The organism is Cupriavidus sp. F041 (assembly GCF_057814235.1).
The window spans coordinates 1,952,374-1,978,178 of the sequence record NZ_JBVASY010000001.1 but is presented as its reverse complement, the minus strand read 5'-3'; the positions used below and the strand labels follow the sequence as shown (position 1 = coordinate 1,978,178).

The 25,805-nt window shown below is 65.9% G+C and carries 22 protein-coding genes; 15 read left to right on the top strand and 7 right to left on the bottom strand.

From position 1 onward, the window contains the following. The first annotated feature begins 47 nt into the window (after window positions 1–47). The 3 genes from ACZY0R_RS08935 (at window position 48) to ACZY0R_RS08925 (ending at window position 5,408) form a co-directional block, all read left to right on the top strand. On the top strand, window positions 48–2,174 hold the full coding sequence (locus tag ACZY0R_RS08935) for a TonB-dependent receptor (protein ID WP_488858050.1): 2,127 nt from the start codon (window positions 48–50) through the stop codon (window positions 2,172–2,174). Between the two features lie 127 nt (window positions 2,175–2,301). Next, window positions 2,302–4,518: a TonB-dependent receptor gene (locus ACZY0R_RS08930; protein WP_488859594.1), complete on the top strand. Its 2,217-nt coding sequence runs from the start codon at window positions 2,302–2,304 to the stop codon at window positions 4,516–4,518. 92 nt (window positions 4,519–4,610) lie between these two features. Beyond that, window positions 4,611–5,408, top strand: coding sequence for a tetratricopeptide repeat protein (locus ACZY0R_RS08925; RefSeq protein WP_488858049.1), 798 nt, complete (start codon window positions 4,611–4,613; stop codon window positions 5,406–5,408). Here the strand turns inward: ACZY0R_RS08925 and ACZY0R_RS08920 are convergent. The 3 genes from ACZY0R_RS08920 to ACZY0R_RS08910 form a co-directional block, all read right to left on the bottom strand. Then, window positions 5,377–5,583 carry a dodecin gene (locus tag ACZY0R_RS08920; RefSeq protein ID WP_045235494.1) on the bottom strand — a complete coding sequence of 69 codons (207 nt, stop codon included), beginning with the start codon at window positions 5,581–5,583 and terminating at the stop codon, window positions 5,377–5,379. The two genes, ACZY0R_RS08925 and ACZY0R_RS08920, sit on opposite strands and share 32 nt — an antisense overlap. A 160-nt stretch (window positions 5,584–5,743) precedes the next feature. Beyond that, window positions 5,744–6,715 carry a LysR family transcriptional regulator gene (locus ACZY0R_RS08915; RefSeq protein WP_488858048.1) on the bottom strand — a complete coding sequence of 324 codons (972 nt, stop codon included), beginning with the start codon at window positions 6,713–6,715 and terminating at the stop codon, window positions 5,744–5,746. Continuing rightward, window positions 6,712–6,990: a hypothetical protein gene (locus ACZY0R_RS08910; protein ID WP_488858047.1), complete on the bottom strand. Its 279-nt coding sequence runs from the start codon at window positions 6,988–6,990 to the stop codon at window positions 6,712–6,714. Before ACZY0R_RS08910 ends, ACZY0R_RS08915 begins: the two co-directional genes overlap by 4 nt. Before the next feature lie 147 nt (window positions 6,991–7,137). On the opposite strand from ACZY0R_RS08910, the gene ACZY0R_RS08905 reads away from it, so the two are divergent. Together ACZY0R_RS08905 and ACZY0R_RS08900 are read left to right on the top strand one after the other, a co-directional pair. Further along, entirely contained in the window at window positions 7,138–8,544 is a 1,407-nt protein-coding gene (locus ACZY0R_RS08905) for an amidase (RefSeq protein ID WP_488858046.1), read from the top strand. 85 nt (window positions 8,545–8,629) lie between these two features. Further along, window positions 8,630–9,634 (top strand): Bug family tripartite tricarboxylate transporter substrate binding protein, encoded by a 1,005-nt coding sequence (locus ACZY0R_RS08900; RefSeq protein WP_488858045.1) that lies wholly within the window; start codon window positions 8,630–8,632, stop codon window positions 9,632–9,634. A 7-nt stretch (window positions 9,635–9,641) separates the two neighbouring features. Here ACZY0R_RS08900 and ACZY0R_RS08895 read toward each other — a convergent pair whose 3' ends face one another. Continuing rightward, on the bottom strand, window positions 9,642–10,565 hold the full coding sequence (locus ACZY0R_RS08895; protein WP_488858044.1) for a LysR substrate-binding domain-containing protein: 924 nt from the start codon (window positions 10,563–10,565) through the stop codon (window positions 9,642–9,644). A 95-nt stretch (window positions 10,566–10,660) separates the two neighbouring features. On the opposite strand from ACZY0R_RS08895, the gene ACZY0R_RS08890 reads away from it, so the two are divergent. Beyond that, window positions 10,661–11,803, top strand: coding sequence for a tartrate dehydrogenase (locus ACZY0R_RS08890; RefSeq protein ID WP_488858043.1), 1,143 nt, complete (start codon window positions 10,661–10,663; stop codon window positions 11,801–11,803). A gap of 37 nt (window positions 11,804–11,840) precedes the next feature. Here ACZY0R_RS08890 and ACZY0R_RS08885 read toward each other — a convergent pair whose 3' ends face one another. Next, on the bottom strand, window positions 11,841–12,878 hold the full coding sequence (locus tag ACZY0R_RS08885) for a PAS domain-containing protein (protein WP_488858042.1): 1,038 nt from the start codon (window positions 12,876–12,878) through the stop codon (window positions 11,841–11,843). A 356-nt stretch (window positions 12,879–13,234) separates the two neighbouring features. Between ACZY0R_RS08885 and ACZY0R_RS08880 the strand changes: the two genes are divergently transcribed. From ACZY0R_RS08880 to ACZY0R_RS08855, 6 genes are all read left to right on the top strand, one after another. Continuing rightward, entirely contained in the window at window positions 13,235–14,860 is a 1,626-nt protein-coding gene (locus ACZY0R_RS08880; protein ID WP_488858041.1) for a BCCT family transporter, read from the top strand. 80 nt (window positions 14,861–14,940) lie between these two features. Continuing rightward, on the top strand, window positions 14,941–16,062 hold the full coding sequence (locus ACZY0R_RS08875) for an aromatic ring-hydroxylating oxygenase subunit alpha (RefSeq protein WP_488858040.1): 1,122 nt from the start codon (window positions 14,941–14,943) through the stop codon (window positions 16,060–16,062). 15 nt (window positions 16,063–16,077) lie between these two features. Further along, on the top strand, window positions 16,078–17,526 hold the full coding sequence (locus ACZY0R_RS08870; protein ID WP_488858039.1) for an NAD-dependent succinate-semialdehyde dehydrogenase: 1,449 nt from the start codon (window positions 16,078–16,080) through the stop codon (window positions 17,524–17,526). 42 nt (window positions 17,527–17,568) lie between these two features. Further along, complete coding sequence (locus tag ACZY0R_RS08865; RefSeq protein ID WP_488858038.1) at window positions 17,569–18,537, top strand: PDR/VanB family oxidoreductase; 969 nt, start codon at window positions 17,569–17,571, stop codon at window positions 18,535–18,537. 64 nt (window positions 18,538–18,601) lie between these two features. Further along, window positions 18,602–19,684: a porin gene (locus tag ACZY0R_RS08860; RefSeq protein ID WP_488858037.1), complete on the top strand. Its 1,083-nt coding sequence runs from the start codon at window positions 18,602–18,604 to the stop codon at window positions 19,682–19,684. Window positions 19,685–19,858: 174 nt separating this feature from the next. Further along, entirely contained in the window at window positions 19,859–20,113 is a 255-nt protein-coding gene (locus ACZY0R_RS08855; protein WP_488858036.1) for a hypothetical protein, read from the top strand. A 32-nt stretch (window positions 20,114–20,145) separates the two neighbouring features. On the opposite strand, the gene ACZY0R_RS08850 is transcribed toward ACZY0R_RS08855, so the two are convergent. Next, window positions 20,146–20,889, bottom strand: coding sequence for an SDR family oxidoreductase (locus tag ACZY0R_RS08850; protein ID WP_488858035.1), 744 nt, complete (start codon window positions 20,887–20,889; stop codon window positions 20,146–20,148). 167 nt (window positions 20,890–21,056) lie between these two features. Continuing rightward, entirely contained in the window at window positions 21,057–21,968 is a 912-nt protein-coding gene (locus ACZY0R_RS08845) for a LysR family transcriptional regulator (RefSeq protein ID WP_488858034.1), read from the bottom strand. A 297-nt stretch (window positions 21,969–22,265) separates the two neighbouring features. On the opposite strand from ACZY0R_RS08845, the gene ACZY0R_RS08840 reads away from it, so the two are divergent. The 3 genes from ACZY0R_RS08840 to ACZY0R_RS08830 all read left to right on the top strand — a co-directional run bounded on the left by ACZY0R_RS08840 (window position 22,266) and on the right by ACZY0R_RS08830 (window position 25,712). Then, complete coding sequence (locus ACZY0R_RS08840) at window positions 22,266–23,000, top strand: DNA/RNA non-specific endonuclease (RefSeq protein WP_045235507.1); 735 nt, start codon at window positions 22,266–22,268, stop codon at window positions 22,998–23,000. A 215-nt stretch (window positions 23,001–23,215) separates the two neighbouring features. After that, a complete protein-coding gene (locus tag ACZY0R_RS08835; protein ID WP_045235525.1) occupies window positions 23,216–23,923 on the top strand; it encodes a dienelactone hydrolase family protein in 708 nt (235 codons plus the stop codon). A 253-nt stretch (window positions 23,924–24,176) separates the two neighbouring features. Then, window positions 24,177–25,712, top strand: a complete 1,536-nt coding sequence (locus ACZY0R_RS08830; protein ID WP_488858033.1) for an acyl-CoA synthetase — start codon at window positions 24,177–24,179, stop codon at window positions 25,710–25,712. Window positions 25,713–25,805 lie beyond the last annotated feature (93 nt).

Below are 25,805 nucleotides of genomic sequence, written 5' to 3'. Positions count from 1 at the left end.
AATGACACTTATTCGTATTCATTATCCACCGTAGCCGACGGAGAATCATGCAAAGCGCCCTAGTTATCAGGACCAGAAGAAAGAAGCAGGCGATCCCGCGCCTCACGGGCGCGGTTGGCGCGGCCATCGCGGCCGCGCCGGTGGCCGCCCAGGCGGGCAGGGACCTGAAAGTGGCAGCGGTGGAGTTGCCGCCTGTCACCGTCAGCGGCTCGCAGCACAGCGAGTTCAAGGCTGACGGCACCTCGTCGATCAAGACGCCCGGACCTCTGCTCGACATCCCCAAGTCCATCACCGTCATCCCGCACGAACTGATCCAGAGTACGGCGTCGACCAGCCTCAGCGAGGTGCTGCGCTCCGTTCCCGGCATCGCCTTCGGCGCCGGCGAGGGCGGCAACCCGGTCGGCGACCGGCCGTTCATCCGCGGCTACGATGCGCAGGCCAGCACCTTCCTGGATGGCTTCCGCGATATCGGCGCGCAGTCGCGCGAAATGTTCAATATCGAATCGGTGGAAGTCACCAAGGGCCCCGCCGGTGCTAATGACGGACGCGGCTCGGCCGGCGGCAGCATCAACATCGTCAGCAAGGCGCCCAGGCTCGGCAACTTCGCCGAAGGCAACTTCGGCGTTGGCAACGCCAGTTACAAGCGCGCCACCGCCGACGCCAACTGGCAGTTCGGCGAACGCACCGCGGTGCGCATGAACGCCATGTACCACGATGCCGGCGTGCCCGGCCGCGACGCCACGCACCAGGAGCGCTGGGGCTTTGCCCCTTCGGTGGCTTTCGGCCTTGGCTCCGATACGCGGCTGACGCTGTCCTATTACCACATGGAATCGGACGGGCTGCCCGACACCGGCATGCCCTACAACAATCCGAACTTCGTCCCGCGCACCGATGGCCGCCCGCGCACGCGGCTGGCCGGCGACGGTTCGCCGCTCAAGGTGCCGCGCAACACTTACTACGGGCTGGTCGACCGCGACTTCCGCAAGGACAGTGCGGACGTCGGCACGATCCGCTTCGAGCACGATTTCAGCCCCGCGCTCAAGTTCCGCAACCAGACGCGCATCGCCCGCACCATGCAGGACTATCTCTGGACGCTGCCCGACGGCAGCTTCGATGGCAATATCTATTACGACATGGTCTGGCGCCGGACCAACCAGCGCCACGGCATATCCGATACGCTGGCCAACCAGACCGACTTGTCTGGCGAGATCCTCACTGGCGCCCTCAAGCACAAGTACGCCTTCGGCGTGGAGTTCTCCCAGGATAAAAGCGAAAACGATAGCTACAACGTAGCCACAGGCAACAAACGATGCCCAAGTGGTCCGGGCGCGGCCAGCGGCTACAACTGCACTACCTTGTACAGCCCGAACCCGAACGACCCGTGGACCGGCCGGATCACCCGCACCTACAACCCGACCAACCACAAGGCCACCACCGCATCGGTCTACGCCTTCGACTCGATCGAGCTCAACAAGCAATGGCTGGTGAATGCCGGACTACGCTTCGACCGCTACCGCGGCGAGGTTCAGACCTCCCGCGCCAGCAGCGGCGCCGGCCCGCGCAGTACGTATGCGCGAGACGACAATCTCTTCAACTACCAGTTCGGCGTGGTCTACAAACCGGTGGAAAACGCCAGCATCTACGCGTCCTACGGTACCTCGTCCACCCCCGCCGGCGCCGTGGTCGGGCAAGGCAGCGAGCCGAGCGGGCTGGCGCCGACCAAGGCAGGCAGCGCGCTGTCTCCCGAGAAAAATCGCAGTTTTGAACTCGGCACCAAATGGGATGTGCAGCACAAGCGCCTGGCACTAACCGCCGCCATCTTCCGCGTGGAAACCACCAACGCGCGCATCACGCTGGAAGACGGCCTCGCGGCCATGGCCGGTAACAAGCGTGTGGACGGCGTCGAACTTGGCTTTTCCGGCAACGTCACCGACCAGTGGGCGGTCTTCGGCGGCTACACCCACCTGAAGAGCGAACTGCGCAACAACGGCGGATCCGGCGCCGACTTCGGCGCGAGCGATGGCCACGCCTTCCCCAACACGCCATCGGACAGCTTCAGCCTGTGGAGTGGCCACCCGCGCGGGTACGCCATGGCAGGCAACACCACGTCGACAAGCCGAAATGTAACGTTTTCGCTACAGACGTTCCGTATGTATGCCTTGACTGACATATAAACACAAATGATAATCCATCTCATTCGCAATACTATTCAAGCAATCGGGGATTTTTGTGCAAACCGCTGTCGTCATCAGGAAGAACAAAAAACACAACGTCATCCCGCGCCTCTCCGGTGCGGTAGGCATGGCCGTGGCTGCCGCTCCGGTGGCTGCCCAATCCGCTGATACCAAGCTCGCGGCGGTCGAATTGCCGGCGGTAACCGTCAACGGCGCATCGGAAAGCGGCTTCAAGGCGGATACCGCTTCGTCGATCAAGACGCCCGGCGCCCTGCTCGACACGCCCAAGTCGATCACCGTCATTCCTCAGGAAGTGTTCCAGAGCACCGCCTCGACCAACCTGAGCGACGTGCTGCGCACAGTACCCGGCATTTCCTTCGGCGCCGGCGAAGGCGGCAACCCGGTTGGCGATCGGCCCTTCATCCGCGGCTACGACGCGCAGGCCAGCACCTTCCTCGATGGCTTCCGCGACATCGGTTCGCAGAGCCGTGAATTGTTCAATGTCGAGTCGGTCGAGGTCACCAAGGGCCCGGCTGGCGCCTATGACGGCCGCGGCTCGGCCGGCGGCAGCATCAATATCGTCAGCAAGGCGCCCAAGCTGACCAGCTTCGCCGAAGGCAACATCGGCGTCGGCAATGCGGAGTACAAGCGCGCCACCGTCGACGGCAACTGGAAGTTCGCCGAGCATGCGGCCTTCCGTTTGAATGCCATGGCTTACGATGCCGGTGTCGCCGGGCGCGATACCACCCACCAGAATCGCTTGGGCATTGCACCGTCCGTGGCGTTTGGCCTGGGTACCGACACGCGCCTGACGCTGTCGTACTACCACATGCAGTCTGACGACACGCCAGACACCGGCATTCCGTATAACAACCCCACCTTCAACGCCCGCACCGACGGCCGCCCGCGCACGCGCGTGGCCGGCGACGGCTCGCCGGTGAACGTGCCGCGCAACACCTACTACGGCCTGGCGGACCGCGATTTCCGCAAGGACAACGCGGATATGGGCACGATCCGCTTCGAGCACGATTTCAGCCCGACGCTCAAATTCCGCAACCAGACCCGTATCGCACGCACGACGCAGGACTACATCTGGACCCAGCCCGACGACAGCCAGGGCAACCTGTACTACGACATGATCTGGCGCCGCGCCAATACGCGCATCTCCACCGCCAATACCATCGCCAACCAGACGGACCTGTCCGGCGAGTTCGCCACCGGTTCGATCAAGCACAAGTACGCCTTCGGCGTGGAGTTCGCGCAAGAAAAAAGCCAGAACGACACCTACAACGTGGACACGGGCAACAACCGCTGCCCGAATGGCCCGGGCGCTGCCGGCGGCTACAACTGCACCACGCTGTATAACCCGAACCCCAACGATCCCTGGGCCGGCGCGATCAGCCGCGTGAACAATCCGACCAACTCGAAGACCAACACCAACTCGGTCTACGCCTTCGACTCGATCGAGCTGAACAAGCAGTGGCTGGTCAATGCCGGCGTGCGCTTCGACCACTACAGCACCGAGTTCCAGGCAGCCCGCGCCGCCAACAGCACCCGCGCCGAGTATTCACGCGACGACAACCTCTTCAACTACCAGTTGGGCGTGGTCTACAAGCCGGTGGAGAACGCCAGCTTCTATATCTCCTACGGCACCTCGTCGACGCCGGCCGGCTCCTTCCTGGCCCAGGGCAGCGACGGCAACGCGCTGGCACCGGATCGCAATGGCCGCAATCCCGGTTCCAACCTTGCCCCCGAAAAGAACCGCGCCTTCGAAATCGGCACCAAGTGGGACGTGCTGCGCAAGCGCCTGGCGCTGACCGCGGCGATCTTCCGGGTGGAAACCACCAATGCCCGCATCACGATGCAGGATGGCACTGCTGCCATGGCCGGCGACAAGCGCGTGGATGGCGTGGAACTGGGCTTTTCCGGCAACGTCACCGACAAATGGGCCGTGTTCGGCGGCTATACCCACCTGAAGAGCGAACTGCGCAACAACGGCGGGGCCGGTTCGGCCTTTGGCGCCACCAACGGCCAGTCCTTCCCCAACACGCCCGCGGACAGCTTCAGCCTGTGGAGCACCTATCAACTGTTCCCCAACTTCACGGTGGGCGGCGGTGCCTACTATGTGTCCAAGGTGTGGGGCAGCGAAGCCAGCAACAAGTGGGTACCCTCGTACTGGCGCTTCGATGCGATGGCCTCGTACCGCATCAACAAGAACGTGGCGCTGCAACTCAATGTGATGAACCTGGCCGACAAGGTCTATTACAACCAGGCTTACGCCAGCCACTATGCGTCGATCGCTCCCGGACGCCAGGGCATCCTGAGCCTGAACGTGCGCTATTAAGCGGCCGCAAGCGCCCGGCAAACGCCGCGGCGCCCGCACACGGCACACCGCCCTTGCGGCACGGTGTGCCGTTTTTACTTTATCCGCCCCGCATGGACACACTGGACACGCTCCCCTTCCGCATCGCCTCCCCGGGCGAACTCGACCAGCTCGGCACCGCCGGGCTGGCGGACAAGCTGCGCGAGCCCCCGCGCCTCGCGCTGCCCTGGCTGGGCGGCGCAGCCGTGCAGGGCAACCTCGATGCGCAGATGATCCTGGGCCAGTGGTTCCTCGCCGGCCACGGGCTTGACCGCGACGATGCGCGCGCCTTCGCCTGGTTCAAGCACGCCGCGCACGCGGGCCATGCCGGCGCCGCGAACATGGCTGGCCGTTGCTATGAAAACGGCTGGGGCACCACGCAAGACGACAACGCGGCGGCGCAGTGGTACACACTGGCCGCGCAACGCGGTTCCGACTGGGGCATGTACAACCTGGCCACCGCGCTGGTGCTCGGCCGCGGCATAGCCGCCAGCCGGACCGAAGCGCTGGACTGGTACCGGCGGGCCGCCGGCATGGGCCATGCGAAGTCGCTCAACATCGTGGGCGGCTTCTACGAGGACGGCTGGGAAGTCGAACGCGACACGGCGATGGCGATGGACTACTATCGCCGCGCGGCCGAGGGCGGCGACTTCCGTGGCCAGTTCAACTATGCGCGCGCGCTAGCGCTGTGCGGCCAGGAGCACGAGGCCATCCGCTGGGTGCGGGAGGTGCCGCGCACCGCCACTGCGCCCTTTGTCGAGAAGATGCTCGACTTCCTGCGCGACGCGCCCGACGCGGTGCTTAACCGGCTGTTCAGCCACGCGGACGCCGCCGCGCGGCTCAGCTCACGCGAAAGCCGATCTTCAGCGTGACCTGGAAGTGCGCGACCTTGCCATCGGCAATGTGGCCGCGCGTCTCTACCACCTCGAACCAGTCGATGTTCTTGATGGTTTCGCTCGCCTTGTCGATGGCGCTACGGATCGCCGCATCGCAACCGTCCGGCGACGAGCCAACGATCTCGACCAGCTTGTAGGTGTGGTTTGACATGTCCGCTCTCCTTGGCCCGATGGCCGCAGACGATCGTGCACGCCGGCCAGTCCGGTGCGCGCGATACACCCCTCCATCATAGGCAGCGGGCAAGGCAAAGCCCAAGCGCGGTTACGCGCTAACAAGGGATTGTTGCAGCGCTCACCGGGCCGGTGCCGGATCATGCCGAAGCGGCCCCCGATACGCCGGCACGCCGGCGCGCGGGAAGGCCCGGCACGGCACGGCGCCGCCCGGCGATGTCCTCCTCCAGCCATTCGGCAAAGGCGCGCACCGCCGGCGGCAAGTGGCGCCCCGCCATGGTCTGGATCTGCAGGGCGCGCTGCTGCATGGCCCGGCTGGCGATCGGCACCAGTACGCGGCGCTCCGCGCGCAGGTTGTTGCGCACCGCCAGGGACCCGGTCAGGTACACCGCATCCGCATACGCCTGATAACCCACCAGCGCGCTCAGCGAATTGCTGCTGAGCAATATGCGCGGGCGCAGGCCTTCCAGCCCGCAGGCCAGCTCGAATAGCTGGCGGATGGTATTGCTCTCGCTGGGCAGCGCCAGCGGGTATGCCACCACCTCCTTCAGGCTGGCGCGCTTGAGCGCCGCGAGCGGATGCTTGCGCGCCACATAGGCATAGACCGGCGCAGCCTCCGAATACACTACCTCGATGCCCTCCTGCGCCGCGATGGCAAACGTGAGCGCCAAGTCGGCCAGGCCTTCGCGCACCATGCGGGTGGCGGCGGCAGGGGCGCACACTTCCAGCGAGAAGCTCACACCGGGATAGCGGCGCTGGAACAAGGCCATTGCGTACGGCATGTAGTCGCGCGCAAAGCCGTCGGTGCAGGCCAGCCTGACCGTGCTGTGCGCCACGCTTAGCAGGCCCTGCAGGTCGGCCTGCAAGGTCTGCGCATCCAGGAAGGCGCGGCGCCCGTATTGCTGCACCACGAGGCCGGCCTCGGTCAGCCGCATGCCGCGCGGCTCGCGCTCGAACAGCGGCGCGCCCAGTTCGGCCTCGAGCCGCGCTACCTGCCTGCTGATCGCCGATACCGCCACATGCAGCGAGGCCGACGCCGCGCTGAGCGAGCCGCGCTCCGCTACTTCCAGGAAATAGGCGAGAGGAACGGCATGGATCGATGTGAGCTTCATGGTTGCTGTTTCGCTGGTGGGGAAGACAGGCCGCTGCCGCCGCCAGCGGGTGCATCGGCCTTTGCGCAATGATAAGCCTGCACGGTATTTGCTTTGCCGATTTTAGAAAGCAGCTTTCTGTCCGCCCCGGGTGCCGATGGTGCCGAAATGCCGCCCATTGCCGCCGCTGCGGCACCTTCTCGCGCAAACGGCACCTCGGCGGTGCGGATAATGCGCCGCGCCACGCCATAGGTGGGCACGAAGCCGCCCGCGAGCGCCGGGAACGCTGTTGGCATTGCGACACGGCCTGCGCCAACGCAGGGACGGCTGCCATTATCGTTATGGCATGCCCCCTACCTCGCTCTGCCTTCCGGACCACAGCTTGATGCGTCGCGGCGGGTCGAGAGAGAGCACCGCAAGCCAACGAAGGAGACCAGGACCTCATGGAAGACATCTGCTACCTCGGCGCCGTGGAGATGGCCGGCGCCATCCGCAGCCGCGAACTGGGCGTGCGCGAAGCCGTCAGCGCACACATTGCGCGCACCGAACGCGTCAACCCCACCATCAACGCCATCGTCACCACCAGCTTCGAGCAGGCGCTGGCGGCTGCCGATGCGGCCGACACGGCGCTGGCGCGCGGCGCCGTGCCCGGCCCGCTGTTCGGCCTGCCGGTGGCGCACAAGGATTCGTTCCTCAGCGCCGGGGTGCGTACTACCTTCGGGTCCGCCGTGTACCGGGACTTCGTGCCAGCCCAGGACAGCGCCGTGGTGGCTCGCCAGCGTGCAGCGGGCGCCATCATGCTGGGCAAGACCAACCTGCCGGAGTTCGGCGCCGGTTCGCACACCTTCAATGCTGTATTCGGCGCCACCCGCAACCCGTACTGCCACGACGTCTCCGCCGGCGGCAGCAGTGGCGGCAGCGCCGCCGCGCTGGCCGCGGGCATGGTCGTGCTGGCCGATGGCTCCGACATGGGCGGCTCGCTGCGCAACCCGGCCAGCTTCTGCAATGTGGTGGGCTTGCGGCCTTCGATCGGCAGGGTGCCGATGACGCCGGCCAGCCATGCGTTCAACACGCTCACGGTGGGTGGACCGATGGGCCGCTCGGTGGCCGACGTGGCGCTGATGTTCAGCGTGCTGGCAGGCGACCATCCCGCCGACCCGCTGGCGATGGCCAGCGGCGCGGCGGAATTCGCCGCGCTGCCCTGCCTCGACGGCAAGGGCCTGCGCATCGCCGTCAGCCCGACGCTGGGCGGGCTGCCGTTCGAGCCGGCGGTGAGCCGCATCCTGCAGGAGGGCATTCTTCACTGCCAGGCGCTGGGCTGCACGGTGGATGAAGCCGAGCCGGACTTCAGCGGCGCGGACCATGCCTTCGAGGTGCTGCGGGCGCTGGCGTTCGCGACCAACTACGGCCCCGCGCGGGCCGAGCACGGCGAACTGATGAAGGACACCGTGCGCTGGAATATCGACCTGGGACTGACCCAGGACGGCGCTGCGATAGCCGAAGCCGAGCGTGCGCACAGCCGCATGTTCGCGCGCATGCAGGCGCTGCTGGAGCGCTACGACTTCCTGATTGCGCCGGTGTCGCAGGTCCTGCCGTTCGCGGTCGACACCGAATACCCGCAAAGCATCGAGGGCGTGGCCATGCCGAGCTATATTGGCTGGATGCGTTCCTGCTACCGCATCACCATCACCGGGCATCCCGCCATCTCGGTGCCTTGCGGCTTCACGGAAGACGGCTTGCCGGTGGGCCTGCAGGTCGTCGGCAAGTATCGCGGCGAACGCGCGCTGCTGGCATTCGCGCAATTGTTCGAGCAGGCCAATCCGGCCGGGCGCATCCGGCCGGCTTTGTAAGGGGCCACGGCTGGCGCCGGCCATTCGATCCCATCGACCACATTGATCGCAACACCAAGGGGAAACACAGATGTTTGCAACGCGCATGACGAGATGGACCCTGAATAGCACCGGCAGCGCGGCCCGGTGCTTCGCGCTGGGTGTAGCGGCCTGCGCCGCCCTGGCTGCTGCCTGGCCGGCGCTGGCCGCGCCGTACCCGGACAAGCCGGTCAAGCTGGTGGTGCCGTTCCCGCCCGGTGGCTCCACCGACGTGCTCGCCCGCCTGGTGGCGCGCAAGCTCGGCGAAGTGCTGCAGCAGTCCGTGGTGGTCGAGAACAAGGCCGGTGCCGGCACCATCGTCGGCGCGGACTACGTGGCGAAATCCGCGCCGGACGGCTATACCCTGCTGCTCAGCGCGGCCACCACTTTCACCGTCAACCCGGTCACCTACTCGCGCCTGCCCTACGATTCGCTAAAGAGTTTCGAGCCGCTTGGCATGGTGGGCTCTACCGCTCTGGTGCTGCTGGCCAACCCCGCGGTCAAGGCGGATACGCTCAAGCAACTGGTGACCGTGGCCAAGGCCACGCCGGGCGGCATGTCGTACGGTTCCTATGGTGCCGGCACCACCGCGCACTTTGCCGGCGAGATGATCAACGCGGCCACCGGCATGGGCTTGCTGCACGTGCCTTACAAGGGCAGCGCACCGGCCATGGCCGACCTGATCGGCAACCAGATCCCGCTGTCGGTCGATACCGTGGTGGCGGCGGCCCCGCAGATCAAGGGCGGCAAGGTCAAGGCCATCGCCGTCACCAGCACCACGCGCTCGATGCTGCTGCCCCAGGTGCCAACCGCAATCGAAAGCGGTTTTCCCGGCGTGTCGCTCAGCACCTGGTTCGCCATCGTCGCGCCCAAGGGGATTCCCGTCCCGGTACGCCAGACGCTGGAGACCGCCATCGCCAGCATGATGAAAGATCCGGCGCTGCAGCAAAGCATGACCGCGAACGGCTTCGAGCCGGAGTACGGCAGCGCAGCCGAGTACCGCGCGCGCGTCACCAGCGAGATCGCGCGCCTGCGCAAGATCGCGCAGGCGGCGAATATTCACGCGGACTAAGCCGGTATCAGCCTCGCATGGCCCCATGCGAGGCTACCCGCTCGCGAAAGAACGTCTCGAAGAATTCCACGCAAACGCGAATCTTGGCCGAACTGGTCAGGCGCGACGGGTACACCGCCCAGATATTCGCGTCCTGACCGCACTCCGGCAGGATCTGCTCCAGTTCGCCGCTGGCCAGCATCGGGCCCACATCCCACAGCGAACGCAGCACGATGCCGCGTCCATCCATCGCCCAGCGCACCACGATCTCGCCGTTGTTGGACGACAGCGGCCCGGTGACCTTGACGGTCTGCTCGGCATTGCCGTTACGCAGCTTCCACACGCCAAAGGGATGGTCGCGCTCCTTGATCACCAGGCAGTCGTGGCTGGCCAGGTCGGCCAGCGTGCGCGGCCGGCCGCGGCGTGCCAGGTAGGTGGGCGACGCGCACAGCACGCGGCGGTTGTCGCCCAGCCGGCGCGCGATATGGTGCGGCGCGATCTCATCGCCCACGCGGATGTCGAGATCGAAGCCTTCGGTCGCCACGTCAATGAGCCGGTCGAACACTTCGAAGCGCACTTGCAACGCGGGGTACAGGGTCGACAGTTCCGAGATGGCCGGCGCCACCACCCGGCGCCCGAAGCCAAAGCTGGAGCAAACCCGCAGCAGGCCGCGCGGGTTGCGGCGCGTGCTGGAGACTTCCTCGTAGAGATGATCGATATCGTCCAGGATCCGCTGCGCCAGCGCGTAGACCCGCTCGCCCTCCTCGCTCACCACCACGCGGCGGGTGGTGCGGTGGAACAGCTTGACCGCAAGCGCAGCTTCCAGCATATGGATGCGCTTGCTGATGTAGGCCGGCGACACGCCAAGCGCCTCCGCGGCGGCGGAGAAACTCGACTTGCGGGCGACTTCGATGAAGACGCGCAGGTCCTCGTTGAGCAGGTCATTCTTCACGAAGTGTGTTTTATCGGTTCACGGATTGGCTGATTATATTCCGACCGGAATTCCTTACCATGGGCCATCCCAATCCAGACTGTGAACCATCCGTCATGACAACCACCTCCCCCGCCCCCTTCCGCATTGCCGTCATCCCTGGCGACGGCATCGGCAATGAAGTCATGCCCGAGGGCCTGCGCGTGCTCGAAGCCGCCGCCGAGCGCTTTTCGCTGGGCCTGGAATTCGTGCGCTTCGACTGGGCGCATTGCGACTACTACCTGCGGACCGGCGCCATGATGCCCGCCGACTGGCGCGAGCAGTTGGAAGGGTTCGATGCGATCTATTTCGGCGCCGTGGGCTGGCCCGCCAAGGTGCCCGACCACGTCTCGCTGTGGGGTTCGCTGCTGAAGTTCCGCCGCGACTTCGACCAGTACGTGAACCTGCGCCCGGTGCGGCTGTTCGAGGGCGTGCCCTGCCCGCTGGCAAACCGCAAGCCGGGCGATATCGACTTCTTCGTGGTGCGCGAGAACACCGAGGGCGAGTACACCTCGCTGGGCGGCCGCATGTTCGAGGGCACCGAGCGCGAGGTGGTGCTGCAGGAATCCGTATTCAGCCGCGTCGGCACCGACCGCGTGCTGCGCTACGCCTTCGAACTGGCCAACTCGCGCGCACGCCGGCACCTCACCGTGGCCACCAAGTCCAACGGCATTGCGGTCAGTATGCCGTACTGGGACGAGCGCACGGACGCGATGGCGCAGCACTATCCCGACGTGACGGTGGACCGCCAGCACATCGACATCCTCACCGCGCGCTTTGTGCTCCAGCCCAACCGCTTCGACGTGGTGGTGGCCTCCAACCTGTTCGGCGACATCCTCTCCGACCTGGGCCCCGCCTGCGCCGGCACCATTGGTCTGGCGCCCTCCGCCAACCTCAACCCGGACCGCAAGTTCCCGTCGCTGTTCGAGCCGGTGCATGGCTCCGCCCCCGACATCTACGGCAAAGCCATCGCCAACCCGATCGCCATGATCTGGTCCGGCGCGCTGATGCTGGAGTTCCTCGGCGGCGCCGAAGGCATGGATGAAGCCGGCAGCGCGCGCTACCGCGAGGCGCACGACGCCATCCTGCGCGCCATCGAGACCGTGCTGGCGCAGGGCCCGCGCACACCTGACCTGGGCGGCGACGCGCATACCGGGGACGTGGGCGAGGCGATCGCCGCGCTGGTGCGCCAAGGCCATGCGCAGGCCCTCGCCGCCTGAAGCGCTCTGGCCGTGCCTCGCGCCGCGGGGCGCGGCACTATTTCGCCTTGCCGGTCGCCTTGCCAGTCGCCTTGCCGGTCGCCTGGACGGCCACGATCACGTGCGTCGGCTGCCCGGACTCTTCGTCGCGGCATAGCGCGGCCCGGATGCTGACCGGCAACTGCCGCCCGTCCTTGCGCACAAGGCGGGCTTCGAACGCGCAACGCTCCTCGCTACCCGTCAGCAGGGCCTGCAGCGCTTCGCCATCGCCCGCCAGCAGATCCGGCAGGGTGATATCCGCCAGCTCCGCCTCCGCATAGCCGAGCATGCCGGTCAGCGCCGCGTTGACCGACTCCCATTGCCAGCCGATCCCGATCAGCGCCATGCCTTCGGAGGCAAGCTCGAAGACCGCGCGAAAGCGCGCCTGCTGATCGCGCAGCGACTGCTCCACCTTCTTGCGCGCGGTGTTGTCCATGCTGATGCCGACCATCTTGACCAGGCGGCCTTCGACATCGCGGATCGGCGTCGCGCGCGAGGAAATCCAGCGGATGCCGCCATCCGGCGGCAGGATGCGGAAATCGAATTCGTGCGGCTCGCCGGTGCGCAGCGAGTCCTCGTAGATCCGCTCCATCATCGGGATATCGTCGGGGTGCGCGCGCTTCCAGAAGTCGGCATTGTTGGCGATCGGCCAGCCGTACACGCTTTCCACGTTCGGCGAATAGGTGACGGCATCGGTGATGAGGTTCCACTCCCAGGTCACGATGCGCGCGGCCTCCTGCGCCAGTTTCATCCGGGCTTCGCTATCCATGATCTCGGCGGTGTACTTGCGCCGCACATCCGTCATCGGCAACGGCAACGGCACGGCGCTGGACGACTCGGCCTCGCGCTGGGCCTCTTCGCCGTAGCGCAGCCAGATCCAGTTGACGTTGAGGAACGCGGCCAGCTTGCGCAGGTTGTCATAGTCGATCTCGCCGCCGCGTGTCCATTTATGGACGGCGGGGCGCGACAGCCCCAGCGCGGTGGCGACGGCCTGGAGCGTGAGCTTCTTGTGCTCGAGCAATTCCTTCAGGCGGAAAGCAAAGCTGTTTTCTGTCATGGTAGCGGCCACATGAGCCTGGGTCACCCGAGGTCAGGCCAGTAACGAATCCTAAGAGTCCGAAAGGATACACCGCCGACACGCGGGCACCTTCCGCAACGTGTCCCGAACGCGCAGCGAGGCACGAAGTGCATCGTTCTCCACGCCCGCCCCGGCATTTTCAGGAGCGCATGCAGGTAAGGCGAAATCCCGCTTGTGCAAGCCGGAATCCTTCATTAGACTACGTTTCGTTAACCCATGGTTATGGTAACTTATTGGTTAACTTTTCAAGAATCATCAAGGAACCCGGAGAAGGCTCCATCCCCCGCAACTGTCAACCATTCCGTGCGCACGGACGCATGGAGGAGGAGACTAAATTGAGTACTACAAAAAGCAGCAGGGACTTGTTCCTGACAGGCTGCACCGTGGCTGCGGTCGCTGCCACGGTGGTCGCCATGACCATGTGGCCCAGCCAGGCAGCCGCCGCCGCGTCGCAACTGTTCAACTGGGCCACGCGCTCGTTCGGATCCTTTGTCCAGGTGTTCGTTTTCGGCTGCGTCATCGCCTGCGTGGCGCTGGCGTTCAGCAAGTACGGCAATGTGCGCCTGGGCGAAGGCAAGCCGGAATACGCCACGCTGTCGTGGGTCTTCATGTTCATCTGCGCCGGCATGGGGTCGTCGACCATGTACTGGGGCGTGATGGAGTGGGTCTATTACTACCAATCGCCGGGCCTGAACATCGCCACCGGTACGCGCCAGGCGCTCGAGTACAGCGTCAGCTATTCGTTCTTCCACTGGGGCCTGAGCGCTTGGGCGGTCTACGCCCTGCCCTCGCTCGCCATGGCGTATCACTTCCATGTGCGCAAGAACAAGGGCCTGAACCTGGCCTCGATGGTGCAGGCCGTGACCGGCTTCAAGGCCAGCGGTCCCGTGGGCCGGGCGGTGGACCTGATCTTCCTGCTGACCATGTTCGGCGCACTGACGGTATCGATCGCCCTGACAGCCTCCACCTTCACGCGCGGCCTGTCGGGCCTGAGCGGTGTGCCCGATACGTTCGTCACGCAGTTGATCGCGATCGTCGGCGTCTCGGTAATCTTCTCGCTCAGCGCCTATGTCGGCATCGCCGGCGGCATGCAGCGCCTTAGCCATATGGTGTGCTGGGGCGCGCTGCTGCTGGCCGCCCTGGTGCTCGCGGTGGGCCCGACGCTGTTCACTGCGAACAATGTCGTCAACGGCCTGGGCCTGATGCTGCAGAACTACATCCACATGAGCCTGTTTACCGATCCCACCGGCGACGGCGCCTTCAGCCGTGGCTGGACGGTGTTCTACTGGCTGTGGTGGGTGTCGTACTCGCCGGGCGTGGCGATGTTCGTGGCCCGCGTGTCGAAGGGCCGCAAGATCAAGGAAGTGATTTACGCGCTATTGCTCGGCGGCAGCGTCGGTTGCTGGTTCTTCTTCGGAGCGCTGGAAAGCTACAGCATGCACCAGTACATCAGCGGCGCCATCGACGTGCCGCGCATCCTGAAGGAACATGGCGGCGAATCCGCGGTGGAAATGCTGTTGCTGGCCTTGCCTGCCGGCAAGCTGTTCCTGGCGGCCTACCTGTTCATCATGATCATCTTCCTGGCGGCGCACGTGGATGCCGTGGCCTATGCGGTGGCCGCCACCACCACCCGGAATATGCGCGAAGGCGAAGACCCCGCGCCAGGCAGCCGCGTGTTCTGGTGCGTGCTGCTGACGCTGGTGCCCCTGGCCATGCTGTTCACCAAGGCATCGCTGGACACCATGAAGACCGCCGTGGTGCTGACCGCGATCCCGTTCCTGGCGATCCTGGCCATCAAGCTGTTCGGCCTGTTCCGCTGGCTGCTGCAGGATTACGGCACGGTATCCGCGCACGACATCGAAGCTGGCTTCGTGCCCGAGCGCAATGCCGGCGCCCCGGCGCCCGTCGGCCAGCCGCCCGAAGCCCTGCCGCGCGACCAGTCCGCCGCCGCCACGCTTTGAAACGCCGGCCCGGCAACGGGTCTTCTTTTTGCCTGATTTGTTAAATATTAACTAACCGTTAACCATCAGAGACAACGATCATGAAAGACATTGCTCCGCTCGCTCCAGACTTTTGCGCCGACCCCGAAAACGCCTGGACCCTGCCCAAGTCGTACTACACCAACGAAGCGATCTTCGAGTTCGAGAAAGAAAAGGTCTTCGCCAACAGCTGGATCTGCGTCGCCCATCGCAGCGAACTGGCCCAGCCCAATGACTACATCACGCGCGAGGTGATCGGCGAGAACATCGTGGTGCTGCGCGACCGCGACAACGTGCTGCGCGCGTTCTACAACGTGTGCCCGCATCGCGGCCACCAACTGCTGTCGGGCAGCGGCCGCGCCAGGAACGTGATCACCTGCCCGTACCACGCCTGGACCTTCAAGCTCGACGGCGAGCTGGCCCATGCGCGCAATTGCGAGAACGTCGCCAACTTCGACAAGGACAAGTCCAGCCTGGTGCCGGTCAGGGTCGAGGAGTACGCCGGCTTCGTCTTTATCAACCTCAACCCGGACGCCGGCACGGTGGAAGCGCAGCTGCCGGGCCTGCAGGCCCGCATGCGCGAAGCCTGCCCCGTGATCGACGACCTGCACCTGGGCGCGCGCTTCGTGACCGAGACCCCGGCCAACTGGAAGAGCATCGTTGACAACTACATGGAGTGCTACCACTGCGGCCCGGCCCATCCCAGCTTCGCGGACTCGGTGCAGGTGGACAAGTACTGGCACACGCTGCACGAGAACTGGTCGCTGCAGTTCGGCCATGCCAAATCGTCCGAGAAGTCGTTCAAGCTCGACGAGTCGGTCAAGGACCCGAGCTTCGCCGGCTTCTGGGCCTGGCCTTGCACGATGTTCAACGTGCCGCCCGGCGCCAACTTCATGACGGTGATCTACGAGTTCCCGGCCAGCGCCGAAGTCACGCTGCAGCACTACGAGATCTACTTCCTGAACAAGGAGCTGACCGAGGAGCAGCAGAAGCTCGTGGAGTGGTACCGATACGTGTTCCGCCCTGAAGACCTGCGCCTGGTGGAGAGCGTGCAGCGCGGCCTGAAGTCGCGCGGCTATCGCGGCCAGGGCCGCATCATGGTCGACCAGCAGCGCAGCGGCATCAGCGAGCACGGCATCGTGCATTTCCATCAGAAGATGGCCAAACAATACCAGCCCGTCTGAGCCATGGGAGCCAGCATGAAACGCAACGACAACACGCTGTTCCGGCAACAGGCCTGTATCGATGGCCGCTGGTGCGACGCCGCCTCCGGCGACACCGTGGCGGTGTTCGATCCGGCCCTGGGCGAACAAGTCGGTACCGTGCCGCAGATGGGCGAGGCGGAAACCGGCGCCGCCATCGAGGCGGCCAACGCCGCGCTGCCCGCCTGGAAGCAACGCACCGCCAAGGAGCGCTCCGGCCTGCTGCGCAAATGGTTCGAACTGATCCTGCAGCACGAGCAAGACCTGGCCGCGCTGATGACGCGCGAGCAAGGCAAGCCCCTGCAGGAAGCGCTGGGCGAGGTGCGCTATGCCGCCTCGTTCATCGAGTGGTTCGCCGAGGAAGCCAAGCGCCTCTACGGCGACGTGATTCCCTCGCCCACGGCGGACAAGCGGCTGGTGGTGGTGCAGGAGCCGATCGGCGTCTGCACGGCCATCACGCCCTGGAACTTCCCCGCGGCAATGATCACTCGCAAGGCGGCGCCGGCCCTCGCCGCCGGCTGCACAATGGTGGTGAAGCCCGCCAACGAGACGCCGTTCACGGCGCTTGCGCTGGCCGAACTGGCCCTGCGGGCCGGCATTCCGGCGGGCGTGCTCAATATCGTCACCGGCGACGCAGTCGCCATCGGCAAGCAGTTCACCACCCATCCGCTGGTGCGCAAGCTGTCGTTCACCGGCTCGACGCCCGTGGGCCGCCTGCTGATGGCGCAATGCGCCGGCACCATCAAGAAAGTGTCGCTGGAGCTGGGCGGCAATGCGCCCTTCATTGTGTTCGACGATGCTGACGTGGAAGCGGCCGTCGAAGGCGCCCTGCAGGCGAAGTACCGCAACGCCGGGCAGACCTGCGTGTGCGTGAACCGGCTGTACGTGCATGACGCCGTGTACGACCGTTTCGTCAACCTGTTCACCAGCAAGGTGGCCGAACTGCGCGTGGGCAACGGCTTCGACGCCGGCAGCGAGATCGGTCCGCTGATCACGCCCAGGGCGTTGGCCAAGGTCAGCGAGCTGGTCGATGACGCCGTCGCCAAGGGCGCACAGCTGCGCACCGGCGGCCAGCCGCACGCCGCTGGCGAGCAGTTCTTCGCGCCCACCGTCCTGACCGGGGTCAAGCCCGGCATGCGCGTGCTCGACGAGGAAATCTTCGGGCCGGTGTCGCCGGTCGTGTGCTTCTCGTGCGAGCAGGATGTGGTGCGCATGGCGAACGACACCATCTATGGCCTGGCCGCCTACTTCTACAGCCGCGACATCGGCCGCGTCTGGCGTGTCGCCGAACAGCTCGAGTACGGCATGGTCGGCATCAACACCGGCATGATCTCCAACGAAGTCTCGCCGTTTGGCGGCGTGAAGCAGTCTGGCCTGGGCCGCGAAGGCTCGCGCTACGGCATCGACGACTACCTGGAAATGAAATACCTCTGCATGGCGCTGTAAGCCGCGCACGAGAGAGATACCAAGCCTGAGGAAAGAGGAAGCATGGGCAACCCCTACCAGTCGATGCGCGTCACCGTCACCCGCATCGAAGACGTCACGCCACAGATCAAGCGCTTCACGATGGCGCTTCCGGAAGGCGGCCCCTTGCCGGGCTTCTCCGGCGGCGGCCATGTGATCGTGCAGATGGAAGCCGGCGGCCAGCGCTACAGCAATGCGTACTCGCTGATGAACTCGCCCGAGGACCGCAGTTGCTACCAGATCGGTGTCCGGCGCGAGGAGCGATCCAAGGGCGGCTCCGCCTTCCTGCATGACAAGGTACGCGCCGGCGATACGCTGACGATCACCACGCCGAACAACCTGTTCGGTTTGCGCGAGGAGGCGCGGCGCCACGTCCTGATCGCCGGCGGCATCGGCATTACGCCGTTCATGTCGCAGTTGCACGAACTGCGGCGGCGCGGCGCGGACTACGAACTGCACTACGCCTTTCGCAGCCCGGAGCATGGCGCCTTTCGCGACGAGCTCGCCGCCGCGCCGGACAGCGGCCGCTTCCGCTTCTACGCCGACAGCCTGGGCCAGAAACTCGACCTCGGCGCGCTGCTGGGCAGGCTGCACGACGGCGCGCATGTCTATGTATGCGGCCCGCAGCCGCTGATCGAAGCCGTGCAGGACGCGGCGGCGGCGCACGGCGTTCCCAGGGAGCGCATGCACTGGGAGCAGTTCGCCGCGGCGCCCCAAGGCGGCGGCGCCTTCTCGGTAGTGCTGGCGAAATCCGGCAGGACCGTGGAGGTGGCCAGCGGCGAAACCATTCTCAAGGCCATCGAACGCGAGAACGCGGCAAGCGTCGACTGCCTGTGCCGCGAAGGCGTGTGCGGCACCTGCGAGACGCGCATTCTCGAAGGCGAGGCGCAGCACTGCGACCAGTACCTGAGCGACGCCGAAAAGGCCGCCCAGAAGACCATGATGATCTGCGTGTCCCGGGCCAGGGGACAGCGGATCGTGCTCGACCTGTAAGCAGCGGCCAAGCCGGGGACGGCACCCGGCCACCTGGCTACCCCACAGACCGGAGGAGACATCAATGCACAAGACAGCCCTGCGCTGGCTGCTTGCGGGGGCGCTGCTGCCCGCCGCCGGCGGTAGCCACGCGCAATCCAGCGTCAACCTGTACGGCGTGGTCAGCACCGCCGTGCGCTACACCAGCAATATCGACGGCCTGCATCACGACCAGGCGGAACTGGTGGCGAGCGGCATCGGCGGCAGCCGCTGGGGCCTGAAGGGCGAGGAAGACCTGGGTAGCGGCAACAAGGCGGTGTTCCTGCTGGAAAACGGCTTCGGCACCGACAACGGCCAGACCGCGTACAACGCGCTGTTCGGCCGCCAGGCCTATGTCGGCCTGGCCAGCGCCTGGGGCAGCCTGACCTTCGGCCGGCAGTACAACGCCCTGAACAACGTGGGCTGGAGCTTCAATCCGCTGGACCAGAGCTGGGGCAATTTCTGGTCGGACCCCTTGTACCTCGGCGGCGATATCTTCTTCCAGGACTACCGCATCAACAACAGCGTGGTCTACAAGGGCACACTGGGGCCGGTGACGGTGCAACTGGACTACGGCTTTGGCGAGCAGCCCGGCGGCGCCGGCAAAGGCCAGACCCTCGGGGGCGGCGCCATCTACCAGAAGGGGTCGCTCGCGCTTGGCCTGTCATACGAGCAGCGGCGCACGGCGGACGGGGCCGGCACCATCCGCAACTGGTCGGCGGGCGGCTCGTACGCCGTCGGCAAGACCACCCTCTACCTGGGGCATATGGGCCGCCACGAGGATGCCGGCGCCGCGCGCTTCGGCATCTACTTTGCCGGACTCGGGCATCAGGCCACGCCGGCCTTGCACCTGTCGGCCGCCTACTATCGCTACCAGCAAAGCGGCGGCGTCACCACGCAGTTCCAGGCCACCCCCCAGTGGCTCGGGGGAGGATCGGCGGATGCCGTGGCCGCCGTGGCGGACTACGCGTTCTCCAAGCGAACCAGCCTGTTCCTGGAAGTCGATGCGGTCAGGGCGCGCGGCGGGGCCGCGGGACGCGAGACGGAGTACTGGGGCGGCAGCCCCGTGACTGCGTCCGTCGGCACGACGCGGTTCGGTGTCATGCTTGGCATGCGGCAGATTTTCTGAGACGGCGCGGCCGGCGCTCGGTGTTTGCGCTGGCAAGGACCATGCCATCGTGCATGCCCGTTGCGATGTGTTGCCAAACGCGTAAAACGCACGCATGCGCCGAGAAAGTATTTGTCCTTTCCGGCGCATACGTTCTACCTTACGAATGTGCGCCCTGCCTTTCCGGAGACCGCAATGGCAATCCGCTCCACCGCTTCACACAGTACCGCGCAGTTAAGGCGACTGGTCGGCCAGCTGCAGGCCGAGGTCGACTCGCTGGATCACCTTGCCATCTTCGACGCCGAGACCCAGACCGAACTGGGCCAGGCCCGCGACCGCCTCACGCAAGGCATCGAGGCCATTGAGGACGCCATCCAGAGCCTGCGCGCGCTGCAGCAGGTGCGGCCCTCGGCCATGCGGACCCGAAAGACGACGCCGCGCGCCGCCTGATGCGCGGGAGCGCGTAGTGCCTGCCACCATGCTCAGAATTCCTGCACGGCAGGACGCAACACGATTTCGTTGATATCCACGTCGGCCGGCTGTTCGATCGCGTAGGCGATCGCGCGTGCCACCGAGTCCGCCGGGATGGCCTGCCGGTAGAACTCGCCCACCGTCTTCGCACTCTCCGCGTGGCTGCTGCCCAGCTTGAGCTCTGAGTCCACCGCGCCCGGCGAGATCACCGTGGTGCGGATGGCGCCACCGGCTTCATGGCGCAAGCCTTCCGAGATGGCGCGCACCGCGAACTTGGTGCCGCTGTACACCGTGCCGCCCGGGCTGAACACCTTCACGCCCGCGACCGAGGCAATATTGATGAAGTGCCCGGCGCCCTGCTTCTGGAACACCGGCAGCGCGGCGGCGATGCCGTACAGCACGCCCTTGATGTTGATGTCGATCATGCGCTCCCATTCCTCGACCTTGGTCTCGCTCATGGGGGCGATGGCCATGAGGCCGGCATTGTTGATCATGACATCGACCCGGCCATAGCTGTCGACCGCCTTCTGCACCAGGGCTTCGACATCGGAGCGCCGGCTCACATCGGCGACCACCACTTCGGCCTTGCCGCCCTTGGCGCGGATCTCCGCGGCCAGCGTCTCCAGGCGATCGCCGCGCCGCGCGGCCAGCACCAGCGAGGCGCCGGCGGCGCCCAGGTGGCGCGCGGTGGCTTCGCCCAGTCCACTGCTGGCGCCAGTAATGACAACGACCTTGCCTGCGATATTCGTGCTCATCATCCACTCCGTATAAATGCAGGCGGTTTGCCTGCCGACGCGACGATTATGTTGGCTGACGGCATCAACAAAAATGGAAATATTTTGATTTCAGTATTCCACCGGATGGAATTATCTCTACGGATAGCTGCCGCCGGCCTCGCCCCGGCGAGCGAGAGAAAGGTAGCTCAGGGCGCCACGGCGGCGCTCTTGCCAGTGAAGTAAGCCACCAGCGCGTCGAACACCAGCCGGATGCGCATCGGCACCGGGCTGCGGCGCGAGCGATAGATATACAAGCCCCACGGTGCCGGTGCATGCCGGTCCAGCACGCTGACCAGGCGGCCCGAGCGCAGGTGTGGCTGCGCGAGGTAGTCGGGCAACTGGCCGTAGGCGAGTCCGGAGAGGATCGCCTCCATCTCGGTTTCCGGATCGTCGGTAAGAAAGGCCGGAGAGCGCGGGTTGAACTGCTCGCCCTGGGCGAAATACCACGGCCAGGCCCGGCCGCTGCTGCGGTCGATCAGGCCGGTGGTGGGCAGCGCGGCCAGCCCGGCCAGGTCGGCCGGCTTGCCCACGCGCGCCACCAGTTCCGGCGTGCCCACCACATGGAAGCCCACCCGCGTCGTCATGCGCGCGACCAGCCGCTGGTCGCGGAACATGCCAAGGCGCAGGCCGATATCGATTTCGTCGTCGACCACATCGGCAACCTGGTCCGAGAGCCGGATATCGAGCGTGATGCCCGGATGCGCCAGCGCCACCTGCCGCAGCGCCGCCAGCAAATGCAGCCGGCCGAGCGTGCTGGGCGCGGTAATCCGCACGATGCCCTTGAGCTCGGTGTCCGAGCGGCTGGCCGGATGCGCGAACAGGCTGTCCACATCAAGCAGTGCCGAGCGCGCGCGCTCGGCCAGCCGCTCACCGGCGGCAGTGATGCGGATCTGACGCGTATTGCGGTGGAACAGCGGTTCGCCCACGGCTTCCTCAAGATCCTTGACCGCGCGCGTCACGGTTTGCGGGGACGTGCCCAGCCGGGTGGCGGCTGCCTTGAACGAAGCCGACTCCGCCGCCGCGCAGAAGATCCTCAGCATTTCCAGCCGGTTAAGCATGATGATATGCGCCGTGGAAGTGCGGGCGCCTGATGAGTATGCAAAGCGCGATTATAAAAGCTGCTGCCGTGCGAGATGAGATCCCTCTCATTGACGCCCTGCGCTATCTCCCTCGCTCATTGCGCCCCGGTCTGGCAGAATGCCCGACGCCCGCGGCCCGGACCGAGCTACTGTCCGGGCGCCGCACGGCCTGCCCTCGCGTCCATGCGGTCGCCTTGCGCGGGCTTAACTGTGATGAACGCCGGCACGGCGCACGCCTGCGGTGTTCACCCTGATCTTTAAGGATTCCGTTCCCGAATGAAGAAGCTTTTCCTCTCGCTGGCCCTGTGCCTGACCTCCGGCCTGGCCAGCGCTTCCGGTGGCTTTTCCGAGTGTCCTCAGTTCTTCGCGCAACAGGCAGCACCCAAGGCGCCGGGTTCGCCGGAACTCAAGCTGCGTGCGCTGTGCTACGACGCATTCGCGGTCATGCACTCCGGCCGCAGCAAGACACCGCTTTTTGTTGCCGAGCGCCTGTCGCGCGCGCAATTGATGGATGCCAAGGACGAAGAACGAACCAACCGTTTCTTCTCCGATGCGCGCCTGCCGCGCTCGGAGCGGGCAGAGCTGGACGACTACAAGGGCAATGAAGGACTGGACCGGGGACACATGTCGCCTGCCGCCGATCAGCCGACCGCGCAGGCCATGGCGCAATCCTTTACGCTGGCTAACGTCGTGCCGCAATACAGCCAGAACAACCGCAAGGCGTGGGCCTCGATCGAAAAGGCCACGCGCAAGTATGCGATGCGCGCGGCCGGCGATGTCTATGTCATTACGGGCCCGGTATTCGACGGGAACGTGCGCACGATCGGCAGCGGGAAAGTCTGGGTCCCGACGTATCTCTACAAGCTGGTCTATGACCCGTCGACGAACCGGGCCTGGGCGCACTGGATCGAGAATTCAGACGCCGCGCGGCCCGGCAAGCCGATCTCCTATGGCGAACTGGTGAAGCGCACCGGTATCGAGTTCCTGCCTGGCGTTCACCCTGCGAGCTGATCCGGCGCCAACGCGGCAGGGAAGTGGCGGGCGCGTGGCAAGCGCGCGCCGGTGTGGCGGCGTGGCGGCACGGGTTGCAGCACGCCCGGCACGTCTGGCCGGACAGTGGCACACTTGCGGTTTGCCGGATTTACGTTCCGTCACTGCCTTACCGCCGTCGTATCCCCGCGTTACCTTTTCATTCCTTTATCCCAACACCGATGGAGCAAGCCACCATGCCCGACAACAGCCAATGGATCCGTGTCGAAACCGAAGGCGGCGCCTTCGATGCCTACCTGGCCCTGCCACCCGCCGGCAAGGCCTCCAACGCGCCGGGCATCGTGCTTGTGCAGGAAATCTTCGGCGTCAATGAGCATATTCGCGCGGTAGCCGACCAGTACGCGCTCGACGGCTATGTGGTGCTGGCGCCCGATGTATTCTGGCGCCACGCGCCGCGCGTGGAACTGGGCTACTCCGGCGATGACTGGGCGAGCGCCATGGAACTGCGCCAGAAGACCGACGTGGAACTGGCGGTGAAGGATATCGCCGCTACCGCCAAGGCACTGCGCGCCCAGCTCGGCGCGGGTGCGAAGATTGCGGCGGTCGGCTACTGCTTCGGCGGCTTGCTGTCCTACCTGAGCGCCGCGCGCGGCCTGGTCGACGCGGCGGTCCCGTATTACGGTGGCGGCATCCAGAACAACCTGAAGGAAGCCGCCAGCATCAAGGTGCCGGTGCAGTTCCACTATGGCGCGCTCGACGCGCACATCCCGGCGGAGGCTGTCGAGCAGGTGCGCGCCGCGGTGGCCGGCAATCCGCGCGCGGAGATCCACGTCTATGCCCAGGCCGATCACGGCTTCAACTGCTGGGCGCGTGGTTCCTATCACCAGCCCTCGGCCGCGCTGGCACATGGCCGCGCACTGACCTTCCTCGCCGGCGCGCTGTAAGCGTTCGGCGCAGCCCAGTCTCTTCGTTGCGCTGCACAAGCGGCGGCGCAGCGCCCTTCCCCCAGCTTCCCCCTCGCCCGGGTGCCTTGCACCGCGGGCGCCCCGCCCGTATCCTGGCTCCCGAGCGCCAACGCCGCAGCCATCGCGCATCATCGCCCGTCATCGGCACTGATCAGTGCATGACCGGCCCATGACCCGCTGCGGCATCGGCTCAAGACTTGCTGGACCCTAAAAAAACAGAATGGAGACCACCATGCAGTCAGAGCAGCAACGCGTCCTGCGCAACACCATCCCCGATGCCCTCGCCCGTGCGGTAAGGCGCAATCCCGACAAGATCGCCCTGCGCTTCGGCGAGCGCAGCTGGAGCTACCGTGAGCTTGAGGCCGCGGCGGCCAGCGTGGGCGCGGCGCTGCAACGGTGGGGCCTGCGCCCCGGCGACCGGGTGGCGGCTTTTGGCAAGAACTCGGATGCCTATGTGCTGCTGTGGCTGGGCTGCCTGCGTGCCGGGCTGATCCATGTGCCGGTGAATTTCTCCATGACGCGCGGGGAGGTGGAGTACATCGTCAACCAGTCCGGCGCCAGCGCGCTGTTCGCCGATCCGGCGCTGGCCGCGCAAGTCGGCGGGCTGCCTTGCCCCCTGCTGGGCAGCTTGCATGGCGGCGGCCCGCGCGATGTGCTGGCCGCCGCCGAGGGCCCCGGCGCGGATATCCTCGCCACGCTGGATGAGGCCATGCCGGCGCAGATCCTGTATACATCCGGCACCACCTCGGCGCCCAAGGGTGCGGTGCTGACGCATCGCGCCTTGCTGGCCGAGTACATGAGCGCAATTGCAACGTGCGATATCAGGCCGGAAGACTATTCGCTGGCCGCGTTGCCCCTTTACCATTCCGCGCAGATGCATGTCTTCCTGATGCCGCTGCTGCTGATAGGCGGCACCATCTTGCTGGCGCAAAGTCCCGAGCCGGGTTTCTGCCTGCGCACTGTGCGCGAGGCCGGCATCACCAGCTTCTTTGCGCCACCTACCGTATGGATTGCGCTGCTGCGCCACCAGGACTTCGATCCGCGCGAACTGACCTCGCTGACCAAGGCCTACTACGGGGCGTCGATCATGCCGCTGCCGGTGTTGCGGGAACTGCGGGAGCGCCTGCCGGCGCTGGGCTTCTACAACTGCTACGGGCAAAGCGAGATCGGGCCACTGGCCACGGTACTCGGGCCGGAAGAGCACCGGGAACGCCCTGCCTCGGCAGGCCGGCCCGTGCTCAACGTGGAAACCCGCATCGTCGATGAGAAGATGCAGGATGCCAAACCCGGCGAGCTCGGGGAGATCGTGCACCGCTCGCCGCAGTTGCTTACCGAATACTGGGACAAGCCGGGACAGACCGCCGAAGCCTTCAGCGGCGGCTGGTTCCACTCCGGCGATCTTGGCTATATGGACGAGGCGGGCTATCTGTACGTGGTTGACCGCATCAAGGACGTGATCAATTCCGGCGGCGTGCTCGTATCGAGCCGGGAAGTCGAAGAGTGCCTGTACCAGCATGAAGGCGTGGCCGAAGTGGCCGTGTTCGCGCTGCCGCATCCCAAGTGGGTGGAAGCGGTGGCGGCCTGCGTCGTGCTCAAGCGCGGCGCGGGCGCGGATGAGGAGGGGATGCTCGCCCATGCCCGCGCCGCGCTCGCACCGTTCAAGGTGCCCAAACGCATCGTGTTCGTGGCGGACCTGCCGCGCAACACTGCCGGCAAGCTGCTCAAGCGGCAACTGCGGGAGGACTACGCCAGCTTGTTCGGCGCTTGAGCAAGGGCTATGCGCCGTGGTGTGGGGCAGATCGCGCCAGGTGGCGTAGCGGGTGCACGGCACCGGCTACGCCACCTGGGAACCCCTTACGCA

Coding starts and splice junctions, on each gene's coding strand:
- ACZY0R_RS08935 (WP_488858050.1), top strand. CDS start 48: ATGCAAAGCGCCCTAGTTATCAGGACCAGAAGAAAGAAGCAGGCGATC.
- ACZY0R_RS08930 (WP_488859594.1), top strand. CDS start 2,302: ATGGCCGTGGCTGCCGCTCCGGTGGCTGCCCAATCCGCTGATACCAAG.
- ACZY0R_RS08925 (WP_488858049.1), top strand. CDS start 4,611: ATGGACACACTGGACACGCTCCCCTTCCGCATCGCCTCCCCGGGCGAA.
- ACZY0R_RS08920 (WP_045235494.1), bottom strand. CDS start 5,583: ATGTCAAACCACACCTACAAGCTGGTCGAGATCGTTGGCTCGTCGCCG.
- ACZY0R_RS08915 (WP_488858048.1), bottom strand. CDS start 6,715: ATGAAGCTCACATCGATCCATGCCGTTCCTCTCGCCTATTTCCTGGAA.
- ACZY0R_RS08910 (WP_488858047.1), bottom strand. CDS start 6,990: ATGCCAACAGCGTTCCCGGCGCTCGCGGGCGGCTTCGTGCCCACCTAT.
- ACZY0R_RS08905 (WP_488858046.1), top strand. CDS start 7,138: ATGGAAGACATCTGCTACCTCGGCGCCGTGGAGATGGCCGGCGCCATC.
- ACZY0R_RS08900 (WP_488858045.1), top strand. CDS start 8,630: ATGACGAGATGGACCCTGAATAGCACCGGCAGCGCGGCCCGGTGCTTC.
- ACZY0R_RS08890 (WP_488858043.1), top strand. CDS start 10,661: ATGACAACCACCTCCCCCGCCCCCTTCCGCATTGCCGTCATCCCTGGC.
- ACZY0R_RS08885 (WP_488858042.1), bottom strand. CDS start 12,878: ATGACAGAAAACAGCTTTGCTTTCCGCCTGAAGGAATTGCTCGAGCAC.
- ACZY0R_RS08875 (WP_488858040.1), top strand. CDS start 14,941: ATGAAAGACATTGCTCCGCTCGCTCCAGACTTTTGCGCCGACCCCGAA.
- ACZY0R_RS08870 (WP_488858039.1), top strand. CDS start 16,078: ATGAAACGCAACGACAACACGCTGTTCCGGCAACAGGCCTGTATCGAT.
- ACZY0R_RS08865 (WP_488858038.1), top strand. CDS start 17,569: ATGGGCAACCCCTACCAGTCGATGCGCGTCACCGTCACCCGCATCGAA.
- ACZY0R_RS08860 (WP_488858037.1), top strand. CDS start 18,602: ATGCACAAGACAGCCCTGCGCTGGCTGCTTGCGGGGGCGCTGCTGCCC.
- ACZY0R_RS08855 (WP_488858036.1), top strand. CDS start 19,859: ATGGCAATCCGCTCCACCGCTTCACACAGTACCGCGCAGTTAAGGCGA.
- ACZY0R_RS08850 (WP_488858035.1), bottom strand. CDS start 20,889: ATGAGCACGAATATCGCAGGCAAGGTCGTTGTCATTACTGGCGCCAGC.
- ACZY0R_RS08845 (WP_488858034.1), bottom strand. CDS start 21,968: ATGCTTAACCGGCTGGAAATGCTGAGGATCTTCTGCGCGGCGGCGGAG.
- ACZY0R_RS08840 (WP_045235507.1), top strand. CDS start 22,266: ATGAAGAAGCTTTTCCTCTCGCTGGCCCTGTGCCTGACCTCCGGCCTG.
- ACZY0R_RS08835 (WP_045235525.1), top strand. CDS start 23,216: ATGCCCGACAACAGCCAATGGATCCGTGTCGAAACCGAAGGCGGCGCC.
- ACZY0R_RS08830 (WP_488858033.1), top strand. CDS start 24,177: ATGCAGTCAGAGCAGCAACGCGTCCTGCGCAACACCATCCCCGATGCC.